The organism is Mycobacterium sp. URHB0021 (assembly GCF_054057895.1).
In genome coordinates this window covers 1,415,362-1,438,209 of sequence record NZ_JBSRZT010000002.1, presented here as the reverse complement: position 1 = coordinate 1,438,209, position 22,848 = coordinate 1,415,362, and the positions used below count along the sequence as shown (strand labels likewise).

20 protein-coding genes and 1 pseudogene are annotated in these 22,848 nt (G+C 65.8%); 10 read left to right on the top strand and 11 right to left on the bottom strand.

What is annotated here, in order from left to right:
• Window positions 1–7: 7 nt before the first annotated feature.
• The 6 genes and pseudogenes from ACVWWN_RS09230 to ACVWWN_RS09205 all read right to left on the bottom strand — a co-directional run bounded on the left by ACVWWN_RS09230 (window position 8) and on the right by ACVWWN_RS09205 (window position 7,102).
• On the bottom strand, window positions 8–718 hold the full coding sequence (locus ACVWWN_RS09230; protein WP_457143626.1) for a TIGR03943 family putative permease subunit: 711 nt from the start codon (window positions 716–718) through the stop codon (window positions 8–10).
• Window positions 715–1,665 carry a permease gene (locus ACVWWN_RS09225; protein WP_457149062.1) on the bottom strand — a complete coding sequence of 317 codons (951 nt, stop codon included), beginning with the start codon at window positions 1,663–1,665 and terminating at the stop codon, window positions 715–717. Before ACVWWN_RS09225 ends, ACVWWN_RS09230 begins: the two co-directional genes overlap by 4 nt.
• 256 nt (window positions 1,666–1,921) lie before the next feature.
• Window positions 1,922–4,009, bottom strand: coding sequence for a RecQ family ATP-dependent DNA helicase (locus tag ACVWWN_RS09220; RefSeq protein ID WP_457143625.1), 2,088 nt, complete (start codon window positions 4,007–4,009; stop codon window positions 1,922–1,924).
• A 121-nt stretch (window positions 4,010–4,130) separates the two neighbouring features.
• On the bottom strand, window positions 4,131–5,189 hold the full coding sequence (dmpG, locus tag ACVWWN_RS09215; RefSeq protein ID WP_457143624.1) for a 4-hydroxy-2-oxovalerate aldolase: 1,059 nt from the start codon (window positions 5,187–5,189) through the stop codon (window positions 4,131–4,133).
• A gap of 203 nt (window positions 5,190–5,392) precedes the next feature.
• Window positions 5,393–6,301 (bottom strand): annotated as a pseudogene (locus ACVWWN_RS09210) (acetaldehyde dehydrogenase (acetylating)); the annotation flags it as partial.
• Window positions 6,302–6,313: 12 nt separating this feature from the next.
• A complete protein-coding gene (locus tag ACVWWN_RS09205; protein ID WP_457143623.1) occupies window positions 6,314–7,102 on the bottom strand; it encodes a 2-keto-4-pentenoate hydratase in 789 nt (262 codons plus the stop codon).
• Window positions 7,103–7,175: 73 nt separating this feature from the next.
• Here ACVWWN_RS09205 and kstD point away from each other — a divergent pair, with 73 nt between their 5' ends.
• Both kstD and ACVWWN_RS09195 read left to right on the top strand, forming a co-directional pair.
• A complete protein-coding gene (kstD, locus tag ACVWWN_RS09200; protein ID WP_457143622.1) occupies window positions 7,176–8,858 on the top strand; it encodes a 3-oxosteroid 1-dehydrogenase in 1,683 nt (560 codons plus the stop codon).
• Window positions 8,858–9,718, top strand: a complete 861-nt coding sequence (locus ACVWWN_RS09195; protein WP_457143621.1) for a MaoC/PaaZ C-terminal domain-containing protein — start codon at window positions 8,858–8,860, stop codon at window positions 9,716–9,718. The genes kstD and ACVWWN_RS09195 overlap by 1 nt, the downstream gene beginning before the upstream one ends.
• Before the next feature lie 80 nt (window positions 9,719–9,798).
• Here ACVWWN_RS09195 and ACVWWN_RS09190 read toward each other — a convergent pair whose 3' ends face one another.
• Window positions 9,799–10,785 carry an NAD-dependent epimerase/dehydratase family protein gene (locus ACVWWN_RS09190; RefSeq protein ID WP_457143620.1) on the bottom strand — a complete coding sequence of 329 codons (987 nt, stop codon included), beginning with the start codon at window positions 10,783–10,785 and terminating at the stop codon, window positions 9,799–9,801.
• A gap of 416 nt (window positions 10,786–11,201) precedes the next feature.
• On the opposite strand from ACVWWN_RS09190, the gene ACVWWN_RS09185 reads away from it, so the two are divergent.
• Window positions 11,202–11,837 (top strand): class I SAM-dependent methyltransferase, encoded by a 636-nt coding sequence (locus tag ACVWWN_RS09185; RefSeq protein ID WP_457143619.1) that lies wholly within the window; start codon window positions 11,202–11,204, stop codon window positions 11,835–11,837.
• Here ACVWWN_RS09185 and ACVWWN_RS09180 read toward each other — a convergent pair.
• From ACVWWN_RS09180 to ACVWWN_RS09170, 3 genes are read right to left on the bottom strand one after another with little or no spacing between them, the layout of a single operon-like run.
• Window positions 11,813–13,138: a lipopolysaccharide biosynthesis protein gene (locus tag ACVWWN_RS09180; protein WP_457143618.1), complete on the bottom strand. Its 1,326-nt coding sequence runs from the start codon at window positions 13,136–13,138 to the stop codon at window positions 11,813–11,815. The genes ACVWWN_RS09185 and ACVWWN_RS09180 overlap by 25 nt on opposite strands.
• A complete protein-coding gene (locus ACVWWN_RS09175) occupies window positions 13,135–14,040 on the bottom strand; it encodes a glycosyltransferase family 2 protein (protein WP_457143617.1) in 906 nt (301 codons plus the stop codon). Before ACVWWN_RS09175 ends, ACVWWN_RS09180 begins: the two co-directional genes overlap by 4 nt.
• Window positions 14,037–15,317: a hypothetical protein gene (locus ACVWWN_RS09170; RefSeq protein ID WP_457143616.1), complete on the bottom strand. Its 1,281-nt coding sequence runs from the start codon at window positions 15,315–15,317 to the stop codon at window positions 14,037–14,039. The genes ACVWWN_RS09175 and ACVWWN_RS09170 overlap by 4 nt, the downstream gene beginning before the upstream one ends.
• 105 nt (window positions 15,318–15,422) lie before the next feature.
• Here ACVWWN_RS09170 and ACVWWN_RS09165 point away from each other — a divergent pair, with 105 nt between their 5' ends.
• The 7 genes from ACVWWN_RS09165 to ACVWWN_RS09135 are packed head-to-tail and all read left to right on the top strand — an operon-like array spanning window position 15,423 to window position 21,242.
• Window positions 15,423–15,971, top strand: a complete 549-nt coding sequence (locus tag ACVWWN_RS09165; RefSeq protein ID WP_457143615.1) for a DapH/DapD/GlmU-related protein — start codon at window positions 15,423–15,425, stop codon at window positions 15,969–15,971.
• Window positions 15,972–15,976: 5 nt separating this feature from the next.
• On the top strand, window positions 15,977–17,092 hold the full coding sequence (locus ACVWWN_RS09160; RefSeq protein WP_457143614.1) for a glycosyltransferase: 1,116 nt from the start codon (window positions 15,977–15,979) through the stop codon (window positions 17,090–17,092).
• On the top strand, window positions 17,089–17,748 hold the full coding sequence (locus ACVWWN_RS09155; RefSeq protein ID WP_457143613.1) for an SGNH/GDSL hydrolase family protein: 660 nt from the start codon (window positions 17,089–17,091) through the stop codon (window positions 17,746–17,748). The genes ACVWWN_RS09160 and ACVWWN_RS09155 overlap by 4 nt, the downstream gene beginning before the upstream one ends.
• On the top strand, window positions 17,745–18,500 hold the full coding sequence (locus ACVWWN_RS09150) for an SGNH/GDSL hydrolase family protein (protein WP_457143612.1): 756 nt from the start codon (window positions 17,745–17,747) through the stop codon (window positions 18,498–18,500). The genes ACVWWN_RS09155 and ACVWWN_RS09150 overlap by 4 nt, the downstream gene beginning before the upstream one ends.
• A complete protein-coding gene (locus ACVWWN_RS09145) occupies window positions 18,497–19,156 on the top strand; it encodes a YveK family protein (protein ID WP_457143611.1) in 660 nt (219 codons plus the stop codon). Before ACVWWN_RS09150 ends, ACVWWN_RS09145 begins: the two co-directional genes overlap by 4 nt.
• Window positions 19,153–20,487: a Wzz/FepE/Etk N-terminal domain-containing protein gene (locus ACVWWN_RS09140; protein WP_457143610.1), complete on the top strand. Its 1,335-nt coding sequence runs from the start codon at window positions 19,153–19,155 to the stop codon at window positions 20,485–20,487. Before ACVWWN_RS09145 ends, ACVWWN_RS09140 begins: the two co-directional genes overlap by 4 nt.
• Complete coding sequence (locus tag ACVWWN_RS09135) at window positions 20,478–21,242, top strand: hypothetical protein (protein ID WP_457143609.1); 765 nt, start codon at window positions 20,478–20,480, stop codon at window positions 21,240–21,242. Before ACVWWN_RS09140 ends, ACVWWN_RS09135 begins: the two co-directional genes overlap by 10 nt.
• A gap of 79 nt (window positions 21,243–21,321) precedes the next feature.
• Here the strand turns inward: ACVWWN_RS09135 and ACVWWN_RS09130 are convergent, their stop codons facing one another.
• On the bottom strand, window positions 21,322–22,383 hold the full coding sequence (locus tag ACVWWN_RS09130; protein WP_457143608.1) for an NAD-dependent epimerase/dehydratase family protein: 1,062 nt from the start codon (window positions 22,381–22,383) through the stop codon (window positions 21,322–21,324).
• Window positions 22,384–22,848: the final 465 nt, after the last annotated feature.

The window sequence follows — 22,848 nt, the reverse complement described above, 5'->3', positions numbered from 1 at the left end:
AGCAGGGCTAGTAGGTATAGGTGTTCGCGGGCTTGTCGATCCGCTGGGCGCTCTCCACCGCCACGGTGGGGATGAAGTTGCTCGATGGCACAGACGTCCCGGGGACAAGCCGGCCCTCCAACTGCAGCCAGGTGTCCTCGGGGTAGCCGGAGACCTCTGCCTCACCGGGGCCGGACAGATGGATCCGGGCCAGCTGGGCGTCGGCCGCGCAGCAGACGATCACCACCCGGCCGAGGTCGGTGCCCTGCGGGTACTTCAGCGTGAAGCCAGTGACCGTGACGCGTCGCCCGTCGAGGCTGTTGGTGGAATCCGCGGCGGCCCGCATGACCAGATCGGGCAGCGAAACCGACGGGGAAGGTCCGGCCGGTAGCGGCGGGAAGGGGCGGCGTTGCGGTTGTGCCGCCGCGACCGCCTCCGGGGTGGCGCCGCGGGCACCGATCGGCGGCGGCACCACGAAGGTGATGAACGCGATCGGTACCACCAACAGCCAGCCCGGCCAGGACCGGTGCCGATGACCGTCGTCCGCAGGGTGGTGCGACCCGTGTCGCAGATCCGACACGATCGCCGTGACCGCGAGCACGACGAGCACGACGGCGGCGGCGACCAGCCACGGCAGCAGCGATGGCTTGACGTAATGCAGATACGAGCCCTTGAACACCATCACCGCGGCACTGAGGCCGACGAGCAGCAGCACGGTGTTCTGCGTACCGCGGCTCATCGCGTACCGCCGAGGATCACCAGGCCGACAGTCGTGGCGACGGCGGTGGCCACCACGAACGTCGTGGGCCCGAAGCGGATTGCGAACGGACGGCCGAACATGCCGGCCTGCATTGCAGCGAGTTTGACGTCGATGGCGGGTCCGACAACGAGAAACACCAGTCGTGGCAACACCGGCAGCATCGTCAGGCTGGCGGCCACGAAGGCATCCGCCTCCGAACACAACGCCAGGATGACCGCGAGCAGGGCCATGCTCAGCACATCCAGGACGAGGTGTCCGGCCAGGTGTTCGAATACCCACGCGGGCACCACGACTCGCAATGCGGCCGCGGCCGCGGCGCCGACCACGAGAAAGGACGCCGCCTGCAGGAAGTCGTGGCGGGCGGCTTCGGTGAACACCGTCCAGCGTGAGGCGTCGGGCGCATGAGCCACCGGCAGCCTGCGGGTCACCCATTCGGCGCGACCCCACCGCAGCCACAGCAGACCCATGAGCACGGCGGTCACCAGTGAAGCAACGCAGCGGGCCAGCACCATCGCGGGCTGGCCGGGGAACGCGACCGCGGTGGCGACCAACACCACGGGGTTGATGGCGGGTGCGGACAGCATGAACGTCAGCGCTGCCGCGCCCGAAACGCCTTCGCCGAAGAGGCGGCGCGCCACGGGCACCGAACCACATTCACATCCGGGCAGGGCCGCACCCCCGACACCTGCCACGGCAACGGCGACCGCCGGGCGGCGGGGCAACCACCGGGCTAGTCGCTCTGCCGAGACGAAGGCGGCGATGAGTCCACTGACCACGACGCCGAGCACCAGGAACGGGAGCGCCTGCACGAAGACTCCGCAGAACACCGTCGCTGCCACGCTCAGGTCCGCGTTGCGTGCCACGAACGAACTCATCGCGCCGGCGGCGAGTGCCAGCGCGATGAGAGCTACGAGCAGGACCTCCATCGACCCGGCACGTCGGCGGCGGCGATGATCGGTGAGGGAGGCGGTCACCGCCCCATCTTGCCCGCACTACCTGGTTGTCAGACCTGGCAAGCACATTGGCGGCGTCGAGTGAGCAAGACCGCCGGTCAGACCTCGGCGAGTAACCGCCAGCGCATCGATGGGGCCACCTGCAGCCCCCAGGGGTCATTGAAGGCGTCCGACGGCGCCTGATTGGCCGCGGAGGCCGAGCTGTTACCGATGGGGCGCAAGTGGCTGGTCAGCTGGTGCTGGCGAGGGCAAAGGGCAGCACCTCTGGGGCGCCCGCCGCGCGCACGACGCGGGCCGCCATCGTCACCGTCCATCCGGTATCCGACAGGTCGTCGACCAGCAGCACCGGTCCACCGGCGCCCGCAACGGTGTCCGGGTCGGGCGGCACCCATGATCCGTCCAGCGCGGCGACACGGTAGGCGGAGTTCGCGGCCGTCACCGGCCGGCGCCCGGGCGCGTACTGCAGTGTGCCGAGATCGGTCAGCCGGCCCAGCCGGGCGAGTTCCCGGGCCAGCGACGAGATCAGCTCCGGACGGCGGTCCGAGTCCAGCGCCATCACCGCGGTCGGTCGGGCCGCCCAGTCCCACGATGCCAACACCTTGACCGCCGCCTGTACCACGTCGTCGGACACCTGCCCGTCGGGCTGATCGAGGAGCGCGCGCAACCGGGCGCCCCAGCCCAGATCGGTGAGCCTGCCGATGACGCGGCCGGGTGCGGGTCCGTCCCCGATCTTCCCGCTCAGGCTCACGCCGAGCTTGGCCAGACCGGACGGCCATTGCCTACGCGGCGCCAGCTCCACCCCGGGCCGCATGAGCCGCTGCCTGGTGTCCTCTGCGGTGGACGCGTCGACGTCGGCGCTGGCGCGGACCCCCGTGCAGTTGTCACAGCGGCCGCAGCGCTCACCCTCACCGAGCTCCGGGTCGTCCAGTTGGCCGCGCAGAAACGCCATTCGACAGCCCTCGGTCACCTGATAGTCGAGCATGGCCTGCTGTTCGCGCCTGCGGGCTTCGTCGAGTTTGCGGTAGCGCGGTTCGTCGTAGGCCCACAGTGCTGCGGTGCCGATCCAGCCGCCCTTGACACGCCGCACGGCGCCGTCGACATCCAGCACCTTCAGCACCATCTCCAGCCGGGTCCGGCCGAGGTCGACGAGGGGCTCCAGCGCCTGCGTCGACTGGGGCCGATCCGGTTCCAGAGCTCGAATCACGTTGCGCACCATGGATTCCGACGGGAACGCGACCGAGGAGAAGTAGCGCCAGACATCCTGATCCTCATGCCCGGGCAACAGGATGACCTCGGCGCTGGCCGTCGACCGGCCGGCGCGGCCCACCTGCTGGTAGTACGCGATCGGCGACGACGGCGCGCCGAGGTGCACGACGAAGCCGAGGTCGGGCTTGTCGAAGCCCATACCCAGCGCTGACGTGGCGACCAGTGCCTTGACCCGGTTCGCCAACAGGTCCGCCTCGAGCTGTTCGCGTTCGGCGGCTTCGGTCGAGCCGGTGTACGCCGCGACCTGATGACCCTGTTCGCGCAGGAGCGCTGCCACGTCGTGGGCCTGGGCGACGGTGAGCGTGTAGACGATCCCGGATCCGGGGAGCGAATCGATGTGCGCAGCAAGCCAGGCCGCGCGCTGTGCGGGATTGCCGGCCTTCACCACCGACAGCCGCAACGACTCACGGTCGAGCCCACCGCGCAACACCAGGGTGTCCTGCCCGCCCACACCCAGCTGCGTCGCCACGTCTTCGACCACCCGGTCGTTGGCGGTGGCCGTGGTGGCCAGCACCGGGACGTCGGCGCCCAGTTCGGCGATCAGCGTGCGGATGCGCCGGTAGTCCGGACGAAAGTCGTGACCCCAGTCCGACACACAGTGCGCCTCGTCGACCACCACGAGGCCGGCGTCATGCGCCAGCGCGGGTAGCACCTCGTCGCGAAAGTCGGGATTGTTCAGCCGCTCCGGGCTGACGAGCAGGACGTCGAGTTCGCCCGCCCGCACGCGATCGTGGATCTCGGCCCAATCGGCGACATTGCTCGAGTTGATGGTCGCGGCGTGCACACCGGCACGCTCGGCGGCGGCCACCTGGTTGCGCATCAACGCCAGCAAGGGCGACACGATCACCGTCGGTCCGTGTCCCTGCGCGCGAAGCAGCTTTGCGGCGATGAAGTACACCGCCGATTTTCCCCATCCGGTGCGTTGCACGACGAGCGCGCGCCTGCGGTGCACCACCAGCGCCTCGATGGCCGTCCACTGGTCGTCGCGCAGCGTCGCGCCGGATCCGGCCAGTTGTTCCAGGACCGTCTGCGCCTGCTCGCGGGTCGTCATGCCCCCATCGTGCCCGCATGGTCTGACGACTCGAATGCGCCGCCGATGCTCGCCCCGCCATGACGCGTCGCGGCTGGACAGCGCAGTTTTTTCGTGCCCGCTGAAAAGTTCGTTGGTGTCGCTAGCGCGCGGCCGGCTGGCCGCTGTCGCGTTCGCGCTTGATTTCCAGTGCGATGTCGATGAGCTGGTCTTCCTGGCCGCCGATGAGTTTGCGCTGGCCGGCGCGGTGCAGCAGTTGATGTGCGGGCACACCGTAGCGCTCGGCCTGCCGGATGGCGTGTTTGAGGAAGCTGGAGTAGACGCCGGAGTAACCCATGATCAGCGCGTTGCGGTCCAGCAGGCATTCGGTGGGCATGGCCGGGGCGACGACCTCTTCGGCCGCATCGGCGATGTCGAAGAAGTCGATGCCGGTCTTCACCCCGATCTTGTCGAACACCCCGATGAGCGCCTCGACCGGAGCGTTGCCTGCACCGGCGCCGAAGCGGCGGCAGCTGCCGTCGATCTGCTTGGCACCCGCCCGCACCGCCTCCACACTGTTGGCCACGCCCAGGCCGAGGTTCTCGTGGCCGTGGAAACCCACTTGAGCAGCCGACCCCAATTCGGCGACCAGCGCCGAGACCCGGTCGGCCACCCCCTCGAGGACCAGGGCACCCGCCGAGTCCACGACGTAGACGCACTGGCAGCCGGCGTCGGCCATGATCCGCGCCTGCTGCGCCAGCTTCTCCGGGGTGATCGTGTGGCTCATCATCAGGAAGCCGACCGTCTCCAGTCCGAGCTCGCGGGCCAGCCCGAAGTGCTGGACGGACACGTCGGCCTCGGTGCAGTGGGTCGCGATCCGGCAGATCGAGCCACCGTTGTTCTGGGCCTCTTTGATGTCTTCCTTGGTGCCGACGCCCGGCAGCATGAGGAAGGCGATCTTGGATTCCTTGGCGGTCTCGGCGGCGAGTCTGATCAGTTCCTGCTCCGGGGTCTTGGAGAAGCCGTAGTTGAAGCTCGACCCGCCGAGCCCGTCGCCGTGCGTCACCTCGATGACCGGTACACCCGCGCTGTCCAGTGCCGCGACGATCGCGCGCACTTCCTCTTTGGTGAATTGGTGACGCTTGTGGTGCGAGCCGTCGCGCAGCGACGTATCGGTGATCCGGATATCCCAGATGGGGTTGAAGAAGATGTCCGTACTCATGCCTGGCCTCCCGCTCCGGTTGTCTGCTCCTCGCGCGAGCGCTCGTCGGCGGTTGTCTGCTCCTCGCGCGAGCGCTCGTCGGCGGTTGTCTGCTCCTCGCGCGAGCGCTCGTCGGCGGTTGTCTGCTCCTCGCGCGAGCGCTCGTCGGCGGTTGTCTGCTCCTCGCGCGAGCGCTCGTCGGCGGTTGTCTGCTCCTCGCGCGAGCGCTCGTCGGCGGCGACCAGGGACTCCCGGGCGATCTCCTCGCCGACCTTGGTGGCCGCCGCCGTCATGATGTCCAGGTTCCCCGCATACGGCGGTAGATAGTCGCCCGCGCCCTCCACTTCGATGAAGGTCGTGACGAGCGCCTGACCGCCGGAGTTGATCGACGGGTCGTCGAACTGCGGCTCGTTGAGCAGCCGGTACCCCGGGACGTACGTCTGCACTTCAGCGACGACATCGTTGATGGACTGCGCGATGGCGTCGCGGTCGGCGTCTTCGGGGATCGCGCAGAAGATGGTGTCGCGCATGATCATCGGCGGCTCGGCGGGATTGAGGACGATGATCGCCTTGCCGCGCCTGGCGCCGCCGATGACCTCCACGCCTCTGCTGGTGGTCTTGGTGAACTCGTCAATGTTCGCCCGGGTACCCGGGCCCGCCGAGGCCGAGGACACCGACGCCACGATCTCGCCGTAGGGCACCTCGACGACGCGGGACACGGCGTACACGATCGGGATGGTGGCCTGGCCACCGCAGGTGACCATGTTGACGTTCGGCGCGTCGAGGTGTGCGCGCAGGTTCGCCGGTGGTATCACTCCCGGTCCGACCGCGGCGGGCGTCAGGTCGATGGCGCGGATGCCCGCCTCGGCGTAGCGCGGCGCGGCGTCGCGATGCACGTAGGCACTCGTCGCCTCGAAGACCATGTCCGGCTTCTCGTACTGGGCCAGCAGCCAGTCGACGCTCTCGTGGCTGGTCTCCAGACCGAGCTTGCGCGCCCTCGCCAGGCCATCGCTGTCGGGGTCGATGCCGATCATCCAGCGCGGCTCGAGCCACTGCGACCGAAGCAGTTTGTACAGCAGGTCGGTGCTGATGTTGCCCGAACCGACGATGGCGACCGAAACCTTCTGCGGCATGTGTCGTCTCCCTTATCCGAAACTCAGTCGTACTGAACCCAACCCGCTGAAGTCGGCGACGAAATTGCTCCCGGGCAGGGCATCTATCGCACGTGTGCACGAGCCCGGCAACACGATGTCTCCGGCTTTGAGACGGACACCGAAACCCTCGACTTTTCGCGCCAGCCACGCCACGGCGGTCACTGGATTGCCCAGCACCGCATCGCTACGCCCCTCGGCGACCACCTCACCGTTGTTCGTCAGCACCGCCTCGATGGCGCGGATATCGACGTCCTTGGGCGATACCCGGGCCTCGCCCAGCACCCATCCGGCCGACGAGGCGTTGTCGGCAATCGTGTCGCAAAGCTTGATCTTCCAGCCCTTGATGCGGGTGTCGATCAGCTCGATCGAGGGCGCGAAGGCGGCCGTCGCCGCCAGCACGTCGTCGTCCTCGGTGCAGCCCGCGCCGGGCAGATCGTCGGCCAGGATGAAGCCGACCTCGACCTCGACCCGCGGGTACAGATAACGGCCGGCCGGAACGGGTCTGTCTTCAAAGACAGCCATCTCGTCGAGCAGGTGGCCGTAGTCGGGCTCGTCGACGTTCATCATCTTCTGCATGGCCTCCGACGACAGACCGACCTTGTGCCCGATCACCCGGGCGCCCTCGGCGACGCGCTGGCGGATGTTGATCAACTGGATCTCGTAGGCGTCGACCACATCGATATCGGGATTGCCGGTGGTCAACGGATTGATCGCGACGCGGCTCCGTTCGGCCTGCGCGAGGTCGGCGGCCAGCTCGTCACGCACCTCGACACTGAGCATCTAGCTGAAGTCCCCTCGTATCTTCGACCGGGTCAGTTGTCCCCGAGCCGGGCAATTCTATAACGTGTTCTACATGAGTGGTCAGGAGTACGACGTCGTTGTGGTGGGAAGCGGCGCCGCCGGCATGGTCGCCGCCCTCACCGCGGCCCACCAGGGATTATCCACCCTAGTCGTCGAGAAGGCCCTGCACTATGGCGGATCGACGGCACGGTCCGGCGGCGGAGTCTGGATTCCGAACAACGAGATCCTCGAGCGCGACGGCGTCAAGGACAGCCCAGCCGCGGCGCGCGCGTACCTGCACTCGATCATCGGCGACGTCGTCGAACCCGAACGCATCGACACCTACCTCGAGCGCGGCCCGGAGATGCTGTCGTTCGTGCTGAAGAAGTCGCCACTCAAAATGTGCTGGGTGCCGGGATATTCGGACTACTACCCGGAGACGCCGGGCGGACGGCCCGCGGGCCGTTCCATCGAACCGAAGCCGTTCGATGCCCGTAAGCTCGGCGCCGATTTGCCCGGGCTCGAGCCGCCGTACGGCAAAGTTCCACTCAATGTCGTTGTGATGCAACAGGATTACGTGCGACTCAATCAGCTCAAGCGCCATCCACGCGGTGTGGTGCGCAGCGTCAAGGTCGGCGCACGCACGATGTGGGCCAAGGCGACCGGCAAGAACCTCGTCGGCATGGGACGCGCGCTGATCGCGCCACTGCGCATCGGCCTGCAGAATGCCGGTGTACCGGTCCGCCTGAATACGGCCCTCACCGACCTCTACGTCGAGGACGGGGCGGTCCGCGGAATCTACGTGCGGGACACGGCTGCGCCGGAATCCGCTGAGCCGGAACTGGTCCGCGCTCGTCGAGCCGTGATCCTCGGATGCGGCGGATTCGAGCACAACGAGCAGATGCGGGTGAAGTACCAGCGCGCACCGATCACCACCGAGTGGACGGTCGGCGCCAAGGCCAACACCGGCGACGGCATCCTTGCGGCCGAAAAGCTCGGCGCGGCATTAGAAATCATGGAGGACGCCTGGTGGATCCCGACGGTGCCACTAGAGGGTGCGCCGTGGATCGCGCTGTCGGAGCGCAACTCCCCCGGTGCGATCATTGTCAACGCGGCAGGCAAGAGGTTCATGAACGAGTCGATGCCCTACGTCGAGGCCGGCCACCACATGTACGGCGGCACATACGGTCAGGGCCAGGGGCCGGGCGAGAACATTCCAGCCTGGCTGGTCTTCGATCAGCAGTACCGCGACCGCTACATCTTCGCGGGTTTGCAGCCCGGGCAACGTATTCCGAGGAAATGGCTCGAATCCGGCGTCATCGTCAGCGCCGGCACTCTTCAGGAACTGGCCGCCAAGACCGGCCTGCCCGCCGAGTCCTTCGCCGCCACGGTCCAGCGCTTCAACGGATTCGCCCGATCGGGATCGGACGAGGACTTCCGGCGCGGCGAGAGTGCCTACGACCGCTACTACGGCGATCCGACGAACAAACCCAACCCCAACCTCGGCGAGATCAGCCATCCGCCATACTACGCAGCCAAGATGGTGCCGGGTGATCTCGGCACGAAGGGCGGTGTCCGCACCGACATCCACGGCCGTGCCCTGCGCGACGACGGCTCGGTGATCGAGGGCCTCTACGCAGCGGGCAATGCGAGTGCGCCGGTAATGGGACATACGTACCCGGGCCCCGGCGGAACGATCGGTCCGGCCATGACATTCGGGTACCTGGCAGCCTTGCACGTCGCGGGGAAGAACTGATGCCGATCAATCTCGACGAGGCGCTCGGCGCAGAGCTCGAGCCGGCCGAATTTACCTGGACGAGTAGCGATGTCCAGCTCTACCACCTCGGACTCGGCGCGGGTCGGGACCCGATGGACAAGCGCGAGCTGCGATACCTCGTCGACGACATCCCACAGGTGCTGCCGACGTTCGGCAATGTGGCGCAGAGCCTTCACATGACGGAGCCACCCTCGGTGAAGTTTCCCGGCATCGACATCGACCTGTCCAGGGTGCTACACGCAAGCGAGGCGGTGTCGGCTCCCGGCCCGATCCCGCCGTCGGGTACAGGTCGGGCCGTCACCCGGTTCACCGACATCTGGGACAAGGGCAAGGCCGCGGTGATCTGGTCGGAGACCACCGTCACCGCACCGGACGGAACCACGCTGTGGACGCAGAAGCGGTCGATCTTCGCCCGCGGCGAAGGCGGCTTCGGCGGCGAGCGCGGCCGGTCCACATCTTCAGAGCCGCCAGGCCGCGCACCCGATCTCGAGCTGGCCATTGCCGTGGCGCCGCAGCAGGCCCTGCTCTACCGGATGTGTGGTGACCGCAATCCGCTCCATTCCGACCCTGACTTCGCTGCGGCGGCCGGGTTTCCGCGCCCTATCCTGCACGGCTTGTGCACCTATGGGATGACGTGCAAGGCCATGGTCGACGCCCTGTTCGACGGCGACGCCGCGCGCGTCGGCGGATACGGCGCACGATTCGCCGGCGTGGTGTTCCCCGGCGAGACACTGAAAGCCAGCATCTGGAACGAAGGCGACAGCTTCCGGGCGGTCGTCACTGCGCCGGAGCGCGACCATGCGGTTGCGCTGGCCGGCGTGGAGTTGATGCCGGTCTGATTCGTGGCTCCTCAAACGGACGCGAGGCTGCGGATAGTAAGCTACCCGCAGCCTCGCTGCATGTAAGTCTCGGAAACTCGTTACGCACCAAGCAGTTCGGGGGGTTCCTGCTGGAGCGTCGCGCACAACCAACGGATCGTGCGTCGAACACCCTCCGCGAGGTCGACCGCCGGGGTCCAGCCCAGTTCGTTTTTCGCCTTGATCGCCTCCAAGGCGATGGAGTCGGACTCGGCGCCGACATCCACGGCGAAGCCGGACGGCGACGGTCCATCGAGGATCGCCGACATCAATCCGTGTACCTCGGTCAACGTGACGTGCCGGCCGTTGCCGATGTTGAAGGTCCCGGTCATTTCCATGGGAGCGGAAGCGGCGCACATGAACGCGTCGACGGCGTCGTCGACATAGACGTAGTCGTGTGTGACCGCGCCGTCCCGATAGGCCACATAGGGGCGGCCGGTGACCATGGCGTGACCCAGACCCGCGATCACCCCGCCAGCCCCGTGGGGATGTTGCCGGGGACCGTACACGCTGGCCAAGGCGAGGCAGATCGGTGCCAGGTCATACATTTCGGCATAGGCACGCAGATACAACTCGCCGGCGAGTTTGGCGACCGCAAACGGTGACAGCGGATCGACGCCGTTGCTTTCGTCAACCAGAGAACTTCCGGGTGCGCCGTAGCGCGATTCACCTGACGCGGCATAGACGATCCGTCGAACACCGGCCCGCCTGCTGGCTTCGCACAGGTTGATCGTGCCCAAAACGTTGCAGCGCGCGTCGAACTGAGGGTCGGAAACCGACGCGTCCTCGTCGACCTGTGCCGCCAGGTGGAAGATCACCTGCGGATTGGCGCCCGCGACGATGTCGCAGAGTTCGGGCGCCAGAATGTCGCCCTGTACAAACGTGAACTGGCGCGGACTCGACTCGGTGCAGCCGAATGCGTGCTCGAGATTGGCGGTGACTCCCGTGCGAAAGTTGTCGATGCCTATCACCTGATGACCGTCGGCCAGCAGCCGGTCGACAAGACTCGAACCGATGAATCCCGCTGCGCCGGTGACCAGGGCGCGCATCAGGGGGCTCCGAATCGATCACTCCGCAGTTCTGGCACGGCATACCCTTCCGACCGGGGGCGTCATCGCAACATGTTACGGATTAGCTGTCAAGATGCTGGACGGTTTCTGATCCCGTAATCTATCATCGGCAGGTCATCGCGAACATGCAATTTAGCAAATTTTATTCTCGGTGCACCGGTTGCTCGCTCCTCGCGAGGTCAATGTAGGAAACAGCATCACCGAGCGCAGGCAAGAATGGACGTGCCGAACATCGGACAAGTCGGATCTTCGTCTGGAACTGTGCTGGCACCACGTCAGTTAGCAAATCAAACTTGAAGACGCAAAGGTTCATGGAATCGAGACGCCTCCGCGAGACACCTGCGTCGCTATAGCATCACTGGCAACTACCCCCAGTGATTGCCGAGAGGAGACCCATGCCACCTCTCCTCAACGTGAAGTCCTACGCCAGAAGGCTGGCTCCGGTCGAGACACTACTGGCCAGGAGGCGCGGGGCCGTCAGGGCAAACTTCCTCGAGCGGACCATTCCGCACGGCGGCATCGGAGCGGAGATCGGCGTCTACAAGGGCCACTTCACCCGCTTCATCCTCGACGCGACGGCGCCGGCGAAACTTCACCTGATCGACCCGTGGTACCTGATCGGCGAAAGATGGCCGTGGGCCGACGGAAACAAATCGACCGTCGACGCACTGGCCCGCGTGCTCCGAACGTACGCCGCGGAACTCACCTGCGGCAGGGCCATACTGCATGTCGGATACGACCTTGAGGTGCTCGCCACATTCCAGGACGACTATTTCGACTGGGTCTACCTCGACTCGACGCACGATTACGAGCACTCGGTCGACGAACTCGAACTCCTCGCAAGAAAAGTGAAGGCGATTGGTGTCATCGCGGGGGACGACTGGCAGACCGACCCCGCCCACGTTCATCATGGCGTCTGCCGCGCGGTGCGAGAGTTCGTCGGCCGCGAGCCCTATGAGTTGTTCTATGCCGATGATACGAACAAGCAGTGGGCGATCCGCCGGCGTCAGAGCACGACGCCGGACCTCTGACGCACCAACCTGGGGACCCACAGTAGGTCCGGCAAGACCTGTGCGGCAAAGATGCCCAGTGCTGCGGCACAGGCGACCCCCACCGCTCCGAAGTGGTAGGCCACCAGGCAACCCACGGCGACGCTCACCACCGCCATCGCCATGGTCCACCGCGCCTGCCACCGCGCCTCGTCGGGCCTGGTCAGCAGCACGAAGGTAGGCAGGTGTATCGCCTGCCCCAACAGAATCACACCGAATGCCATTGCAAGCCAAGGTGATACATCGATCCGGCCGCCCGACAGCACCTTCGCGGCCCACGGCCCGAACGACGCCATACACACCATCGCGACAATCGCGCAGCCGGCCAGCGCTGCGGTGAGCCGCCACCACAGTCGAACGGTCTCCTCAGTCGCCGCGCGCCGTTTGACGAACACCGGCCAGTACGCGAGCGCGGCCGTCGACACGACCTGCCAGCAGATGGCGTAGAACTGTGCCATCAGCGCATAGCCAGACAACTCCACCGGCGTCGACAAGTGGGCGAGCACAAGCCGTCCGGACTGCGTGCCCGCTGCCAGCCCGACCCCCACCGCGAACAACCACATGCTGCCGGCGAGCAGGCGGCGGCGGGTAGCCGATGGTGTCACGCGCGCGAACGCCGATCGGCCGAGCCCGGTGATGCGCAGCGCGAGCGCCGTCCCGATGGCCTGACCGATGACAACACCGCCGAGTCCCGAGACGGCGTACCAGATTCCGTCGGCATCGATCACGTACAGCAAGGCCGTAAATCCGAGTGCGAACACCGGGCAGCTCATGAAAATCAACGTGGCCAATGGATTCCGATCGATACCGATCAGGATGCGGACTCCGAGGCCGGTCGGAATCGTCAGCGCGAAGACACATGCCGCTACCGTGATCGCCCACCGGTCGGACGGACCGCTTGCAAATCCGACGAGGTAGGCCCAGCCGTTCACCGCCATGACACCGAGCGCGGCCACGACGATGACCGCCGCTACGGAGCACAGCACGTGGTAGGCCCGGCGGATGACATCCACCGCGGCCGGGTCCCGGCCCGGCCCCGTCAGTTGCGCACTCGCGCTGAGGACAGTGGCACCGATACCGAGATCGGCGAACGGAAACAACAACGTCAGGGTCGAGATGAGCGCAACCAGTCCGTACACCGCCTCGCCCGTCTCGCGCACGATGACGGCGGTGTTGATCAGGCTCAGCGCGGCGACGACGGGTGTGCCGATGACCCGATAGAGCGGGCCGTACAGAAATGCCCGACGCTCGGCGGGCGCAAGGCGGGCCAGGCCGGCGGTCATCGGCCGACTGCGGCGCGTGATGGACGCATCACGATCCTGGCCGCGTTAAGGACCGCGTAGCACAAAGCGAAGGCCCCGGGTTGTCCGTATCGCAACCCGGACTGCATCGATCGGCGCACTCCGGCCAGTGATCGCGCGGAGACTGCGGCGCTGACCGGACTGGTGCAGAGATAGTCGCCGAGCACTCGCGGTGACTCGTTGGCCAAATACTCGAGGCCCCAATCGATGTACTCATCGGTGCGGTCGGAGGTGTCTCGCGACACCGAGGCGTTCGCGACGTTGTAATCGCTGAGCGCCTCTGCCACCTGGACCACTCGTACCTCGGGGACCGTGCGCTGAACGCGGATCAGCCAGCTCGGTTCGTCATGCGGTTCGTCCGCGTGCGCGTCCCATCTGACCTTGCGGGCGAGTTCTACGGGGAAGCACAGGGTGGAGGTCTGTAGCGCCGCACCACCGAACCCGAGTTGGGTGAACCGGAACAAATAGTCGGCAATCGGTTCGCCCGGTTCGATGAGCCGGCGCGGCCACGTTCGTCGACGAGTACCCGGGCCGATTGCCACCAGGCGCGACGACGCGATCCAGGGCCGGCCCGTCGCCGGTCCCACCGCATCGAGCTGCTTCGCCAGCTTTGTCGGGTACCACTCGTCGTCATCGTCGAGCAAGGCGATCACCGAGCCGCGAGCCGCATCGATGCCGAGCTGTCGACACCGCGCCGGACCACTCCGAGACCCGCTACGGAGCAGCACGATCCGCTTGTCGGGCGGCATCGGCACGGGCCGGTCGGTATCCACCACGACGACGATCTCCGTCACCGGATATGTCTGATCGAGGACGGACTGCAACGCACGGCCAAGCGAAGGCCGCCCGATCGTGGGTATCACCACACTGACGTCCGGAGTCACGGCGGGCTCGGCTCCCTACGGAAGTGCACGGCGCAGAACAACAACGCGATGCAGGCGTGCTCGGGGATCATGTTGTAGGTCCAGGAGGTGTACATCAGATCCCAGATGCCCTGGAGGCCGACAGTCACCGCCAGCGGGGCCCATGGGCCAAAACGCGGGTAGTTCCAGACGATTCCCAGGCACGCCACCAATAGCCACAACGGAAGAAGCACGGCGAGCACGCCGCCCTCGGCCCAGGACCCCATGAGGACGGAGTGGGTCGCGGAGTAGTCGAAGACCGGCAACCGCCAGTACACGTCGAAAGGAAATGTCGCCGGATAGCCCATTCGAACCGCGAGATGCTCTGCCTGCGTATACAACTCGGTCGTGAAGTTTTGGCCACTGCCCCACCCGAGGATCGGACGCTGAAGTATCGCGGCGATGTTCATCGGTGGCTCTGTCCGGCCGACCAGGAGCAATGGCAGGTCCGTGGCGTCCTGCTCCATCGTCTTCTTCTGAAGCGCAGTGCCGAACAATCCGGTTCGGGCCACGATCGGCATCACATAGGCGAACAGCAGTCCGAACACGAGGATGACCGCGAATCGCCAACCCCGCCGCAGCCGTGAACCCAGGAATCGGTGAGCGAAGAAGACGGCCGCGGCAAGCAGGCAGACGAGCGCGTGTGACCGAAAGTTGAGGCCGAGGCTCACCAGCCCGAGCAACGTCAACGCGATGGCCGGTACCAGCGGCGCCACCCGCGCCTTGATGAGCCCGTAGAGAACGAGGATGGTCACCGCATGGGCGATCCCGTACTTCCACAGGTTTCCGAAGCCGCCGCTGTGCGTCAGGTCGATCCCCTGGAAAACGAAGAACGCGACCGAACCGGCGGCGACGCCCGCAAGGAGTGTGGCGGTGCGGTCCACACTGCGGCCGGTGAGCACGGTGAAGCCCATCAGATACAACGAGAAGCCGGCCGGCGCCATCGCGTTCGGCCACAGCACGCTGACGTCGTTCACCAGACCGGACGCCAGGAACGAGATCCAGCCCAACGCCGCCAGCACCAGCGGCACCAGGTCGACCCCGCGGTGCCTCATCAACAGAAAACCCGGCACCACGAGCAGGCACACCAGCGACAGCGCCGTGACCGAGATGTTGGCAACCTGGATAGCTGACAGGGCACCGACGGCCAACAGCCCGGCCTGACCGATGAAGCTTCGCCGGATATGCTGCACGTCTGCACCCGTCCGGACGGGAATCACCCCGTCATCGGTCGCGACGTTTGCACTCGTGGCGGTCACTGACACAGACTAGACGATAGCTGTTGTTGAAAATAGATGCGGATTATGCACAATTTCACTAGTGTGAACGCCACCAGAAATATTTGCCAGCAGAGAGGTGAGTCCGTGTCGTACGTGCGACCGACCCGATCGCTCGGAGCGGCCCGCGGTCGTTCCTACGACAAGGGCCGCGGGTTTGCCGCACAGGCGCTGTGGGTGGCGGTCTCGACACTGATCTTCACCAAGGTCTGGTGCCCCAACCGGCTGCGCTGCGCGATCCTGCGCTGGTTTGGCGCGCAGATCGGCGAAGGAGTGCTGATCCGGCACGGTGTGACGGTCCAGTGGCCTTGGAAGCTGTCGGTCGGCGACAACTCATGGATCGGCGTCGGGACGGAGTTGAGCAACCTCGAATCGATCGTGATCGGCTCCGACGTGTGCATTTCGCAACGCGCGTATTTGTGCACCGGGAGCCACGATCGTTCGTCGCCGATTTTCGAGTTCGACAACGGCCCGATAGTCATCGAGGACGGAGCGTGGCTGTGCGCCCGCACCACGGTGCTGCGAGGCGTGACCATCGGTGCCGATTCCGTCGTCGCCGCCACCTCGCTGGTTTCCCAGGACGTGCCGCCGCGTTCCATCGTCCGCCCTCCTCAGCCGAGCATCAGTCAGATCTAACGGACATGCGGATATTGCAGGTGGTCAGGCTGGCCAGCCCGGACGGAACATCCGGCGGGACGATACAAGTCGCGCTCAACCAGAGCGCAGAGCTGATCCGCCGCGGCCACCAGGTGACCGTTGTCGCCGCCACGCGCGGCTATGACGTGGTCCCCGACGAGCTCGACGGCGTGCCGGTAACCCTGTTCCCGGCTCGGACATTGGTTCCCGCAACGGGTTTCGCGGGCATGGGCTCGCCCGCGCTGAGCAGATGGTTTCGCGCCAACTGGACGCGCTTCGACATCGTCCACATTCATTTCGCCCGCGACCTCGTGGTGCTACCGCTGGCGCTGGCCGCGCGCCGACGGCGTCTTCCGTGTGTGCTCCAGCCTCACGGGCAGGTGGTGCCCTCGACTCATCCGTTCGCAGCACCGCTGGATGCGATGTGCACCCGGAAACTGTTGCGCGCCGCGGAAGCGATTTTCTATCTGACCCCAAAGGAGCACGATCAGCTGGTTGCGGTCGGAGGTCCGGACCTACGGTTGACCCAGCTGGGCAATGGCGTGCCGGAGTACCCCAGCGCCGTGCCGCCTGCCGGGCCGCCGGAGGTTCTGTTCGCCGCCCGCATGCACCCGCGCAAGCGGCCGATCGCCTTCGTCGAGATGGCCAAAGCGCTGCTGGAGGCGGGCGTGGACGCCCGGTTCACTCTCGTCGGGCCCGACGACGGCGAGGGCGTGGCGTTACGTGCTGCCATTCAAGGACAGTCGCGGATCACGTGGGAGGGTGCCCTTTGTCCCGGGACGGTACCGAAGCGGATGGCTTCCGCCAGTGTGTACGTGCTGCCGTCCGTGCGTGAGCCCTACCCCATGGCCGTGCTCGAGGCAATGTCGGTCGGACTGCCAGTGGTGATCTCCGCCGATTGCGGTCTGGCCCAGCTGGTTGAGCGCGCGCGCTGCGGTGTCGTGGTCGAACCCGAAGTGCCGGCCTTGGCGGCTGCGGTCGGTTCGATCCTCGCCGATCCACCGCTGGCGTCGGCGATGAGTGGCCGGGCGCGCGAGGCCGTGCGGGCCGAAGTCTGTATGGACCAGATCGGCGACCAGTTGGTCGACACGTACACCCGAGTCGCAGGTGGTGTCCGATGACCGCTTGGCGCAATGTGCTGTTCGCCGTCGTTCTGCCGGTGGTGTTGATCACCGAGCTGGTCGTGGCGTCCGTGCTGGCGTTCAGCGCAGAAAGCAAGGCGACACAGTCGTCGTCGCTGAGCATCGCGGTGGTTGGCGACTCCTATGCCGCCGGGCGCTACAACCGTGCGGTGTGGCCGACCCTGCTGGCCGAGCGAACCGGTTGGTCGGTCGCCAACTTCGCGCTGCCTGGCGCCGGATACGACGCCGACGGTCAGGGCGGTTACGCGTTCACCTACCAGGTCGACCGCGCGCAAGGCGTCCAACCGCAGATCGTTCTCTTCGCCGGGGGTCTGGCAGATACCAGTCTGGCCGATACCGCGAGAATCACCGTGGGCGCCATCGACGCGATCAACAAGACCAAAATCGAAGGGCAACGGGCGCTTGTCGTGGGCCCCACCTGGTACGAGACGCCCGTGCCCGACGCCGTGCGGCACGTGTCGGATGCCGTCCGTACCGTCGCGGATCAATCCGGGGTGCCGTTTCTCGACGCCCTCGACCCGCCATGGCTGACGCGCGACGAGATGCGCGACGACCTGAGCGGACCGACCGACGCGGGTCAATCGGTGATCGCCGACAAGATCGCGGCGTGGCTGCGAGCCGAGGTCGTCGCATGAACCGAATCCGTTGGATCGACATGGCCGCGATCGTCGCGACGATCGCCATTATCGCCGGACTCGGCTTCGCGATGCGACCGGTCGACACTGCCAAATCGACGATCCAACCTACAGCCGCGCACACCGAGCGCCCGCGACCGTTGGATGCCAGTCGCCCGACGGCGTTGTTCATCGGCGACTCGTATCCGCTCGGCACCGGCTCCGCAGAGATGTCGTATGCATGCATGGCTGCGGTACGCGTCGGGTGGTATTGCAAACTCTCGGCTCTGCCCGGCACCGGATTCATCAGCGGAGGAACGGCGAATCGGTTCCTCGTCGACCCGTACCTCGGGAACTCGACGTCCTTCATCGAACGCATACCGCACTTGGCGGACCTCTACCAACCCGATGTCGTGGTGTTCGACGGCGGCCGGAACGATCAGATGGCGCCCGTCGAAGACGTTTTCGACGTGATGAGAGGCACGATCGAGCAAGCCAGACAGGTCTGGCCGAAAGCCACCATGGTTCTCATCAGGCCGAGGTTCCTCGCGAGGCCAGATGACGACCTGGGATACGACGACGACTTCTTCACCGGACTGGTGGACGACATCCCCGGTCTGGTTGTCCTCGACCCCCTCAAGAAATTCTCCGACTACGACACGTCGGCCATGTTGAAGAAAGACCGCATCCATCCGAATCGACTGGGAGACCTGGCAATTACCGCAACACTGGCCGAATCCCTGTCATCTCACCGATTGGCCAATCCGACATGAACACTGCTCTTAGCGCTTACGGTCGAATACTTCGCGCGCGGTGGCGCTGGCTGGTGTGGGGCGTGCTCATCGCTGTCGGCGCAGCCACCGTGCTGTTGATCGTGCAGCCACCTCTGTACCGTTCGGAGGCCACCATTTTCGTGCGAACGCCCGGGGACGTCAGCCAGGTCGTCGACGGGGGCGACACATACGCGCAGGCCCGCGCCAAGACCTATGCCGCCCTGGCCGGCAGTACGAGCGTTTCGGCTCGCGTCATCGCCGATCTGGGGCTGGACCTCGATTCCGAGACCCTGTCGCGGCGTGTTCAAGCGTTCAACCGGCCTGGGACGGCGCTCATCGACATCGCGGTCAGTGCACCGTCCGCGGCCGAGGCCCGCCAGACCGCGGAAGTCATGATGTCGGAATACTCGGCGACCGTTCGGACGCTGGAGTCGGTTCCCGGATCGCTGGTACCGCGGGCGGAACTTGTCACCGTCGACCCACCGCGGGAGGCGGTGCGCGTAGTGGCGTGGGGCGCGCCCGTCCCGCTCGTCCTCGCGGCCGCGACCGTGATCGGGCTGGTGCTCGGATCGCTTGGGGCCGTGATCCGTTCAGTTTTCGAAAGTCCGTCTCGCCATAGGGGCGACGCTTCTCAACCGGAGCAGGTGACAGTGTGAACCTGAAAGAATTCTCCGCTGCTGTGGCTCGATACCGATGGACGGCCGTGGTGGCGGCGGCGGCGGTACTGGTCTTCGGCCTTGCCGTACTGCTTCTGCTCCCCGCCAAGTACGTGTCCAACACGCAGCTGCTGGTGACCATCGAGGGAGCGACCACCGCTGACGCGTACCAAAACGACGAGGTGGTCGCGGGACGGGTCAATTCCTACGTGGGGCTGTTGACGAGCGGCGCCGTCGTTCAACGTGTCATCGACTCGCTGCATCTGCCGCTGGACGCTTCCACTCTCGCAGCCAAGATCAGCGCCACCGAAGTTCCACCGAGAACATCGCTCATCGATGTAGCCGTCACCGACGATTCACCGGAGCGGGCGCAACAGATCGCCACCACACTGACCCGCGAGTTCATCAGCTACACCGACGCGCTGGAGACACCGACCGGTCAAGACGGCCAGAAGGTGCACACCAGGGTCGTCACCGAGGCCAGTCAACCGCACGCGCGCACCGCCGAGCGTCTGATGCTCGGCGCGCTGATCGTCCTCGCCGCGCTGCTGGCGGCGGCCGTGGCGGTATGGGTCCGGTCGCGAACCGACCCTGTCCTCCGGTCACCGGACCAGGCCGAAACCGCCGCAGGTGCTCCTGTGCTCGCAAACCTCATGACGGACGGCGACCGTGCCTCCGAGCTCAACGAATACCGCCGGCTGCGCACCCGGCTGGGATCGATCGCCGCACCCGCGAGGGACGACGGTCGCGGACGTGTTCTCGTCTTGGCCTCGGCCGCAGACGAGCTCGATACGCCGTTAGTCGCTTCCAATCTCGGTCGCGCGATGCAACTCTCGGGCGGCCACTCGATCGTGCTGGATGCCTGCCCAACTCGATCCCTGGCCGATGAGACGGACACCGAGCGTCCACCCGGCCGGCATGCAGACCTGCCGGAAACGCGTCCCATGCGTGCGTGGGTGGACGAACCGAATCAGTTGGCTACCAGGGTGGCGGCGGAATTGATCGATGAGTTGCGCGGAAAATACGACAACGTGCTCATCGCCACTCCCCCCGTACTGTCCACGGTCACGGCGTCCACCGTGGCCGAGTACGCAGACGCGGTCGTGCTCCTGGTATCCCCGGGGACGACCGCCAGGCGTGGTGTCGCCCGTGCCGCAGCCGACCTGCGCGCGACCGGGGCGCCATTGATCGGCACGATCGTTTGTCGAGCAGGAAACCCGTACCAAGCGCCGCTCCGGCCGGATGCCGGGTCGACTGTCGAAGAGTCGAATAACGAAGTGCTGCGTAGATTTGCTTCATCCCAACGAAGGGGGTCGATGACTTGGACCTGATCGATGTCATACGTGCGTGCGTTCGACGCTGGTATGTCTTCATCCCGCTGCTGGCCTTCGTGGCCTGGTTCAGTTACTCGTCGTACAGCGCGATCAAGCCCGTTTACTACGCGAATGCTCTGATAAGCGTTGCGCCGCCGAGCACCAGGATCGACAACGCCCCGGCCGGGGTCGCCATCCCCCGAAACGGGCTCCTCGATGTCGGTGGGGCGGCACTGATCGCCAACATGGCGACGTTCAGCCTGCGCGAACCGAGCGTGGTGAACGAGGTGGTCGCCGCCGGCGGTCAGTCCAATTACACCGTCAGATTGCTGCCGGCGCAGGGCACGACGGCACCACAACCGGTCATCATGATCGAGACCTACGAAGCGAATCCGACCGACGTCACCACGACGCTCGAGTTGGTCATCGCCAAGGCTGACACGTCTCTGCACAACCTTCAGCAGAATGCGAGGGTTCCCGAGGATCAGATGGTGGTGCCCTTCGTGGTCTCACCGCCCGGCGCCCCGGCAGCGGAGATGCCGTCGTCCCCAGCCCGTTTGGCCATAACGATGTTCGCAGGCGGACTCGTGGCGGCCGTCCTGACCGCACTGCTGGTTGACGCACTGCTCGGTCGTCGCAGACGCTGGATCAGGGCACGTGCTGCACGGACGACGTCGACGGTGGCCGGTCCGGCCTGTGACTACACAGCAACAGACCTCACCAAGCGCGATGGTGCCATTCCGATCAATCACAGTCCGGTAGACGCACACTGAGGGGCACGCTAAGCCCCGAGAATTCGCCGAAGGGCCTCTGAAGCCCTTGTCCCCACCAGGGTTCGTCGCGGCGGTCCGTTCAGCCGACTCGCCGGTGCATGACCTCGACGGTCCCACTCAACCGCGTCGGCACGCTGAAACACGCAGCGCGAGAGGCGGCCCCAGCTGAGAGCTGGTCGAAGATCCATCGGTAGGTGCGCTCGAGGCCCTCCTGCAGATTGATCGTCGGCTCCCAGTTGTAGAGCTCTTTGATCATCGTGTTGTCGCTGTTGCGTCCCCGCACTCCGCGTGGGGCGTTCAAGCGGTAGGTGCGGTCAACGGTGATTCCGGCGATCCGCTCGATGATGCTGACCATTTCGTTGATGCTCACCCGTTCGACACTGCCGACGTTGACCGGCAGCGCGTTGTCGCCGGCCATCAGTAACAGGACTGCATCGACACAGTCGTCGACGTAGAGGAAACTACGCGTCTGCTCGCCGTCGCCCCAAATGTCGATCTCGTGCCGCCCGGACAGCACGGCCTCGGCGATCTTGCGGCACAGAGCGGCGGGGGCCTTCTCCCGACCGTCGTCGTAACTGCCGTGAACGCCGTAGATGTTGTGGAAGCGGGCCACCCGCGTTTCGAGACCGAAATCCTCATGGAAGTGCCGGCACATCCGCTCACCGAACAGTTTCTCCCAGCCATAGCCATCCTCGGCCATGGCGGGGTACGCATCGGATTCCTTGAGGGGCGTGACGTCGGGCTCGGCCTGTCGGTTCACGTTGTACACGCAGGCCGAGCTGGCGAAGAAGTAGCGGTGGACGCCGGCATCCCGAGCGGCAAGCAGCAAGTGTGTGTTGATCAGCACCGAGAGCATGCATTCGGCCTTGTGCGAATTGATGAACCCAATGCCACCCATATCGGCCGCAAGGTTGTACACCGTGTCCATGCCGCGGACAGCCTGCTGACAAGCGTCGAGCTTCGATAGATCGAGCCGTAGGCACTCAACACCTACGGGCATCTGATGCCATTGGTCGAAGGGTTTGATGTCGACGGCTCGAACAAGAAAGCCCCGTTTCACAAGCGCCGCGGCTAGATGGCCTCCGATGAAGCCACCACCACCCGCGACGAGCACGGCCTGTCGTCCGCTTATCAAGTGCATGCACTCCCCACACGTTTGCCCACTCCTGCGGATCCAGTCGCGCAGTGAGCACCACATTACGGGTCGCAAGCCGAAAATGCATGCGTGTCCGCAAACTCCGTTTTCTTTGCTTAACCTACAGATTTGTGCGGTTATTAGACATGTAGCCCCATTGGCGGACATGGTTTACCTGTTGCTGTAGCTACGGTTGGCGAGATAGCTAACTCGGCCTACAGCGTCCGTGCCCAGGCCTTCGACCAGCTGGCAAACATCCGATCAGGCGGTGCCGCAACCGGCGAACCGCAGCCGCCGGCCGTCATCAGCGGCGCGCCCCGACGGCGAAGCTCAATAAATTAGCTGCTAGGCTGCCAGCGAGCGAATCTTCAGCGTGTCAGCCGCGAGGTATGATGCGTCTCACCTGCAGAACCTTCCCGGGAGCTTCGCCTTGACCACGCTCATGAACGCCGTGAACGCGACATCGCGGAC

Coding starts and splice junctions, on each gene's coding strand:
- ACVWWN_RS09230 (WP_457143626.1), bottom strand. CDS start 718: ATGAGCCGCGGTACGCAGAACACCGTGCTGCTGCTCGTCGGCCTCAGT.
- ACVWWN_RS09225 (WP_457149062.1), bottom strand. CDS start 1,665: ATGGAGGTCCTGCTCGTAGCTCTCATCGCGCTGGCACTCGCCGCCGGC.
- ACVWWN_RS09220 (WP_457143625.1), bottom strand. CDS start 4,009: ATGACGACCCGCGAGCAGGCGCAGACGGTCCTGGAACAACTGGCCGGA.
- dmpG (WP_457143624.1), bottom strand. CDS start 5,189: ATGAGTACGGACATCTTCTTCAACCCCATCTGGGATATCCGGATCACC.
- ACVWWN_RS09205 (WP_457143623.1), bottom strand. CDS start 7,102: ATGCTCAGTGTCGAGGTGCGTGACGAGCTGGCCGCCGACCTCGCGCAG.
- kstD (WP_457143622.1), top strand. CDS start 7,176: ATGAGTGGTCAGGAGTACGACGTCGTTGTGGTGGGAAGCGGCGCCGCC.
- ACVWWN_RS09195 (WP_457143621.1), top strand. CDS start 8,858: ATGCCGATCAATCTCGACGAGGCGCTCGGCGCAGAGCTCGAGCCGGCC.
- ACVWWN_RS09190 (WP_457143620.1), bottom strand. CDS start 10,785: ATGCGCGCCCTGGTCACCGGCGCAGCGGGATTCATCGGTTCGAGTCTT.
- ACVWWN_RS09185 (WP_457143619.1), top strand. CDS start 11,202: ATGCCACCTCTCCTCAACGTGAAGTCCTACGCCAGAAGGCTGGCTCCG.
- ACVWWN_RS09180 (WP_457143618.1), bottom strand. CDS start 13,138: ATGACCGCCGGCCTGGCCCGCCTTGCGCCCGCCGAGCGTCGGGCATTT.
- ACVWWN_RS09160 (WP_457143614.1), top strand. CDS start 15,977: ATGCGGATATTGCAGGTGGTCAGGCTGGCCAGCCCGGACGGAACATCC.
- ACVWWN_RS09155 (WP_457143613.1), top strand. CDS start 17,089: ATGACCGCTTGGCGCAATGTGCTGTTCGCCGTCGTTCTGCCGGTGGTG.
- ACVWWN_RS09150 (WP_457143612.1), top strand. CDS start 17,745: ATGAACCGAATCCGTTGGATCGACATGGCCGCGATCGTCGCGACGATC.
- ACVWWN_RS09145 (WP_457143611.1), top strand. CDS start 18,497: ATGAACACTGCTCTTAGCGCTTACGGTCGAATACTTCGCGCGCGGTGG.
- ACVWWN_RS09130 (WP_457143608.1), bottom strand. CDS start 22,383: ATGCACTTGATAAGCGGACGACAGGCCGTGCTCGTCGCGGGTGGTGGT.